The organism is Pedobacter sp. AK017, from assembly GCF_014200825.1.
GTDB lineage: Bacteria > Bacteroidota > Bacteroidia > Sphingobacteriales > Sphingobacteriaceae > Pedobacter > Pedobacter heparinus.
Map to the genome: position 1 here is coordinate 1 of NZ_JACHCW010000037.1, position 5,635 is coordinate 5,635.

The following is a 5,635-nucleotide window of genomic DNA, read 5'->3' on the forward strand; positions in this document are numbered from 1 at the left end:
TTGTAATTAAGGCAGTTAGGATAAAAGTTGATTTAATGGTGTGATATAGTTTGATTGGGTTGATAATTTTCCTACTTTTGCAACCCGCTTCGGAGGAAGGGAAAAGGTGAGGTTGATGTTTAGGAGGTTGATTTGAGGAGATGATGAGTAGAGATTTGTATTTCTTTAGGACTGGTTTAGCGCCATGAGAAAAAAGGAAAAAAAGTTTTAAAAAAAGCTTGACAATACTAAAAAGATTTCTACCTTTGCAATCCCAAACACAGGGAGCCTGATCGGCGGAGTTGATCAGGGGAATAAAAAAGATTGAAGCGCTGAGATTTGAAACAGAGATCTGGAATAATAAGACCAGGCCGAAACTGAAAAAAGGAAGCGAAGATATATACAGGAGACCCGTGAGGCGATTCGAGAAGTTCATTAAAGAGATGTCATTTATAAAGCGTAGCGAGGTAAGATAGTACGATTTCAAAGTACATGAATACGGAGCTATTTTTTCGAGTTGAATTCTAACTGGACAATACAATTAGAATAAGACTATTATTAATTAAGTTAAGAATGGTCAGCGTTCAAACAACACATTTACAATGGAGAGTTTGATCCTGGCTCAGGATGAACGCTAGCGGCAGGCCTAATACATGCAAGTCGAACGAGATTAAGGGGCTTGCTCCTTATGAAAGTGGCGCACGGGTGCGTAACGCGTATGCAACCTACCTTAATCAGGGGGATAGCCCGAAGAAATTCGGATTAACACCGCATAAAAACACAGGATAGCATTATCCAATGTTCAAATATTTATAGGATTAAGATGGGCATGCGTGTCATTAGCTAGTTGGCGGGGTAACGGCCCACCAAGGCGACGATGACTAGGGGATCTGAGAGGATGACCCCCCACACTGGTACTGAGACACGGACCAGACTCCTACGGGAGGCAGCAGTAAGGAATATTGGTCAATGGAGGGAACTCTGAACCAGCCATGCCGCGTGCAGGAAGACAGCCCTCTGGGTCGTAAACTGCTTTTATTCGGGAATAAACCTACTTACGTGTAAGTAGCTGAATGTACCGAAGGAATAAGGATCGGCTAACTCCGTGCCAGCAGCCGCGGTAATACGGAGGATCCAAGCGTTATCCGGATTTATTGGGTTTAAAGGGTGCGTAGGCGGCCTGTTAAGTCAGGGGTGAAAGACGGTAGCTCAACTATCGCAGTGCCCTTGATACTGACGGGCTTGAATACACTAGAGGTAGGCGGAATGTGACAAGTAGCGGTGAAATGCATAGATATGTCACAGAACACCGATTGCGAAGGCAGCTTACTATGGTGTGATTGACGCTGAGGCACGAAAGCGTGGGGATCAAACAGGATTAGATACCCTGGTAGTCCACGCCCTAAACGATGAATACTCGCTGTTAGCGATATACAGTTAGCGGCTAAGCGAAAGCGTTAAGTATTCCACCTGGGGAGTACGCCCGCAAGGGTGAAACTCAAAGGAATTGACGGGGGCCCGCACAAGCGGAGGAGCATGTGGTTTAATTCGATGATACGCGAGGAACCTTACCCGGGCTTGAAAGTTAGTGAATTAGATAGAGATATTTAAGTGAGCAATCACACGAAACTAGGTGCTGCATGGCTGTCGTCAGCTCGTGCCGTGAGGTGTTGGGTTAAGTCCCGCAACGAGCGCAACCCCTATGTTTAGTTGCCAGCACGTTAAGGTGGGGACTCTAAACAGACTGCCTGTGCAAACAGAGAGGAAGGAGGGGACGACGTCAAGTCATCATGGCCCTTACGTCCGGGGCTACACACGTGCTACAATGGATGGTACAGAGGGCAGCAAGCTGGCAACAGCAAGCGAATCTCAAAAAGCCATTCACAGTTCGGATAGAGGTCTGCAACTCGACCTCTTGAAGTTGGATTCGCTAGTAATCGCGTATCAGCAATGACGCGGTGAATACGTTCCCGGGCCTTGTACACACCGCCCGTCAAGCCATGGAAGTTGGGGGTACCTAAAGTACGTAACCGCAAGGAGCGTCCTAGGGTAAAACCGATAACTGGGGCTAAGTCGTAACAAGGTAGCCGTACCGGAAGGTGCGGCTGGAATACCTCCTTTCTGGAGTAGGTTTGACTACTCGCTACGCTAAATGATATAAATGACTATATATCTCAAAACAAGACAACCCATAGGATGAAGCATGGTTTAGTGCTCCATACTGAAAAGGGGACATGAGTAGATCAAAAGATTTGTGAAAATGAGAAATCAGTACTCATAAACCTTAAGGAATCCATAGTCCCGTAGCTCAGTTTGGTTAGAGCACTACACTGATAATGTAGGGGTCAGCAGTTCAAATCTGCTCGGGACTACATTAAGAATAATCTTAAGGGGGATTAGCTCAGCTGGCTAGAGCGCCTGCCTTGCACGCAGGAGGTCAACGGTTCGACTCCGTTATTCTCCACCATCACCGGTACCTAAGATAAAAGGTACAGAAATAGGTAGCAGGAATGCAACCCGGGATAGAAAAGTTCTTTGACATATTGGAAGAAGTTAAAAAGAAGAGCAAACAACAATAGAGACGTTGTTTGATTGGATGAAGGGATGAAGTAAGCAATTACGACAAACCAACTGAAGGTTTAACAACAAATCAAAAAAAGCATTTCCATAGGCGCAAAAGGCTATGGAGAGAAGAAAGTAAATAAGAGCACACAGGGGATGCCTTGGCTCTCAGAGGCGATGAAAGACGTGATAAGCTGCGATAAGCTACGGGGATTAGCAAATATGAATTGATCCGTAGATTTCTGAATGGGGAAACCTGGCTAGTTGAAGACTAGTCGTACAAAGTACGCAAACCTGCCGAACTGAAACATCTAAGTAAGCAGAGGAAGAGAAAATAATAATGATTTCCTAAGTAGTGGCGAGCGAAAGGGAAAGAGCCCAAACCAGCCTTGTTACGGCAAGACTGGGGTTGTAGGACTACGATATGATTATAATGCAATGAAGTGGAACAGGATGGGAAGCCTGGCAAAATAGAGTGAGAGCCTCGTACACGTAAGTACCATTAGTCTAGTAGTATCCTGAGTACCGCGAGGTCGGAGACGCCTTGTGGGAATCTGCCGGCACCATCCGGTAAGGCTAAATACTCCTGAGAGACCGATAGTGAACCAGTACCGTGAGGGAAAGGTGAAAAGAACCCCGAACAGGGGAGTGAAATAGAACCTGAAACTGTGTGCTTACAAGCGGTCGGAGCGTCCAGGTGGCGTGACGGCGTGCCTTTTGCATAATGAGCCTACGAGTTACTCTTCTCTGGCAAGGTTAAGTGTTTAAGACACGGATCCGAAGCGAAAGCGAGTCTGAATAGGGCGTATAGTCAGGGGAGGTAGACGCGAAACCTTGTGATCTACCCATGGACAGGTTGAAGGTGCGGTAACACGTACTGGAGGACCGAACCGATAAACGTTGAAAAGTTTCCGGATGATCTGTGGGTAGGGGTGAAAGGCTAATCAAACTGGGAAATAGCTCGTACTCCCCGAAATGTTTTTAGGAACAGCGTCGTGGTAGAGTTAAATAGAGGTAGAGCTACTGATTGGGTGCGGGGGAGTCAAATCCTACCAAATCCAGACAAACTCCGAATGCTATTTAATATACACGGCAGTGAGGCGCGGGGTGCTAAGGTCACGCGCCGAGAGGGAAAGAACCCAGACCATCAGCTAAGGTCCCCAAGTTACAGTTAAGTTGAACTAACGAGGTCCGATTGCACAGACAGCTAGGATGTTGGCTTGGAAGCAGCCATTCATTTAAAGAGTGCGTAACAGCTCACTAGTCGAGCGATCGGGCATGGATAATAAACGGGCATCAAATTGTACACCGAAGCTATGGGTAATATTAATATTACGGTAGGGGAGCATTCCAGCGGCAGCGAAGGTATGACGTAAGTTGTGCTGGAGCTTCTGGAAAAGCAAATGTAGGCATAAGTAACGATAAGGCAGGCGAGAAACCTGCCCGCCGAAAGGATAAGGTTTCCTGATCAACGCTAATCGGATCAGGGTTAGTCGGGGCCTAAGGAGAACCCGAAAGGGATATTCGATGGACAACGGGTTAATATTCCCGTACTTTTTATAACTGCGATGTGGGGACGGAGTAGTGACACTGCCGCGATCTGACGGAATAGATCGTTGAAGGCTGTAGGTATAGGACCGGTAGGCAAATCCGCCGGTCTTGCTAAAGGCTGATAGTACCGCAAACCTTCGGGGGCGTGGATAGTGCAGGTAATCAGACTTCCAAGAAAAACCGCTAAGCTTCAGGTTATAAAAACCCGTACCGCAAACCGACACAGGTATCCGGGAAGAGAATTCTAAGGCGCTCGAGTGAATCATGGCTAAGGAACTCGGCAAAATGGCCCTGTAACTTCGGGAGAAGGGGCGCTGGTAGCAATATCAGCCGCAGTGAAAAGGCCCAGGCGACTGTTTAACAAAAACACATGGCTTTGCAAAATCGAAAGATGAAGTATAAGGCCTGACACCTGCCCGGTGCTGGAAGGTTAAGAGGGGATGTTAGGGTTAAACCGAAGCATTGAATTGAAGCCCCAGTAAACGGCGGCCGTAACTATAACGGTCCTAAGGTAGCGAAATTCCTTGTCGGGTAAGTTCCGACCTGCACGAATGGTGTAACGATCTGGGCGCTGTCTCAGCCATGAGCTCGGTGAAATTGTGGTCCCGGTGAAGACGCCGGGTACCCGCAACGGGACGGAAAGACCCCATGCACCTTCACTACAATTTAACATTGACATTGGATACAGGATGTGTAGGATAGGTGGGAGACTATGAAGCGGTGTCGCCAGGCATCGTGGAGTCAACGTTGAAATACCACCCTTTCTGTATTCGGTGTCTAACTTCACTTAGTGAAGGACATTGTTTGATGGGTAGTTTGACTGGGGTGGTCGCCTCCAAAAAGGTAACGGAGGCTTTCAAAGGTAAGCTCAATACGCTTGGTAACCGTATGAGGAGTGCAATAGCATAAGCTTGCTTGACTGTGAGGCATACAAGCCGAGCAGGGTCGAAAGACGGATATAGTGATCCGGTGGTTCTGCATGGAAGGGCCATCGCTCAAAGGATAAAAGGTACGCTGGGGATAACAGGCTGATCTCCCCCAAGAGCTCATATCGACGGGGAGGTTTGGCACCTCGATGTCGGCTCGTCACATCCTGGGGCTGGAGAAGGTCCCAAGGGTTCGGCTGTTCGCCGATTAAAGTGGCACGCGAGCTGGGTTCAGAACGTCGCGAGACAGTTCGGTCCCTATCTGTTGTGGGCGTAGGAATTTTGAGTGGGGCTGACCTTAGTACGAGAGGACCGGGTTGGACTAGCCTCTAGTGAATCTGTTGTTCCGCCAGGGGCATTGCAGAGTAGCTACGCTGGGAATAGATAAGCGCTGAAAGCATCTAAGTGCGAAACTAGCCACGAGATGAGAATTCCATATAGGACCGTAGCAGACTACTACGTTGATAGGTTACAGATGTAAAGGTGGTGACATCAAAGTCGAGTAATACTAATCATCCGAAGCTTTCAAAAGCAGAACACTGTTGTTTGTTCTTCCTAAAAACTTCTTTCAATAATATGTCATTGTTATCCTGCTGAATCAAGCGGTTCCTGAAATT

1 protein-coding gene, 2 tRNA genes and 2 rRNA genes are annotated in these 5,635 nt (G+C 47.5%); 4 read left to right on the forward strand and 1 reads right to left on the reverse strand.

The genetic code is table 11. The features are described 5' to 3' along the window. The coding region (locus HDC92_RS25025) for a hypothetical protein (RefSeq protein WP_221271016.1) at positions 1–415 on the reverse strand (415 nt) is incomplete at its 3' end. A 163-nt stretch (positions 416–578) separates the two neighbouring features. Between HDC92_RS25025 and HDC92_RS24820 the strand changes: the two genes are divergently transcribed. The 4 genes from HDC92_RS24820 to HDC92_RS24835 all read left to right on the forward strand — a co-directional run bounded on the left by HDC92_RS24820 (position 579) and on the right by HDC92_RS24835 (position 5,549). Then, positions 579–2,100 (forward strand): 16S ribosomal RNA (locus HDC92_RS24820). 176 nt (positions 2,101–2,276) lie between these two features. Beyond that, positions 2,277–2,351 (forward strand) — tRNA-Ile (locus HDC92_RS24825). An 18-nt stretch (positions 2,352–2,369) separates the two neighbouring features. After that, positions 2,370–2,446, forward strand: a tRNA-Ala gene (locus HDC92_RS24830). A 224-nt stretch (positions 2,447–2,670) separates the two neighbouring features. Further along, positions 2,671–5,549 (forward strand): 23S ribosomal RNA (locus tag HDC92_RS24835). Together the 16S and 23S rRNA genes with 2 tRNA genes alongside form the textbook arrangement of a ribosomal RNA operon. The last annotated feature ends 86 nt before the right edge of the window (positions 5,550–5,635 follow it).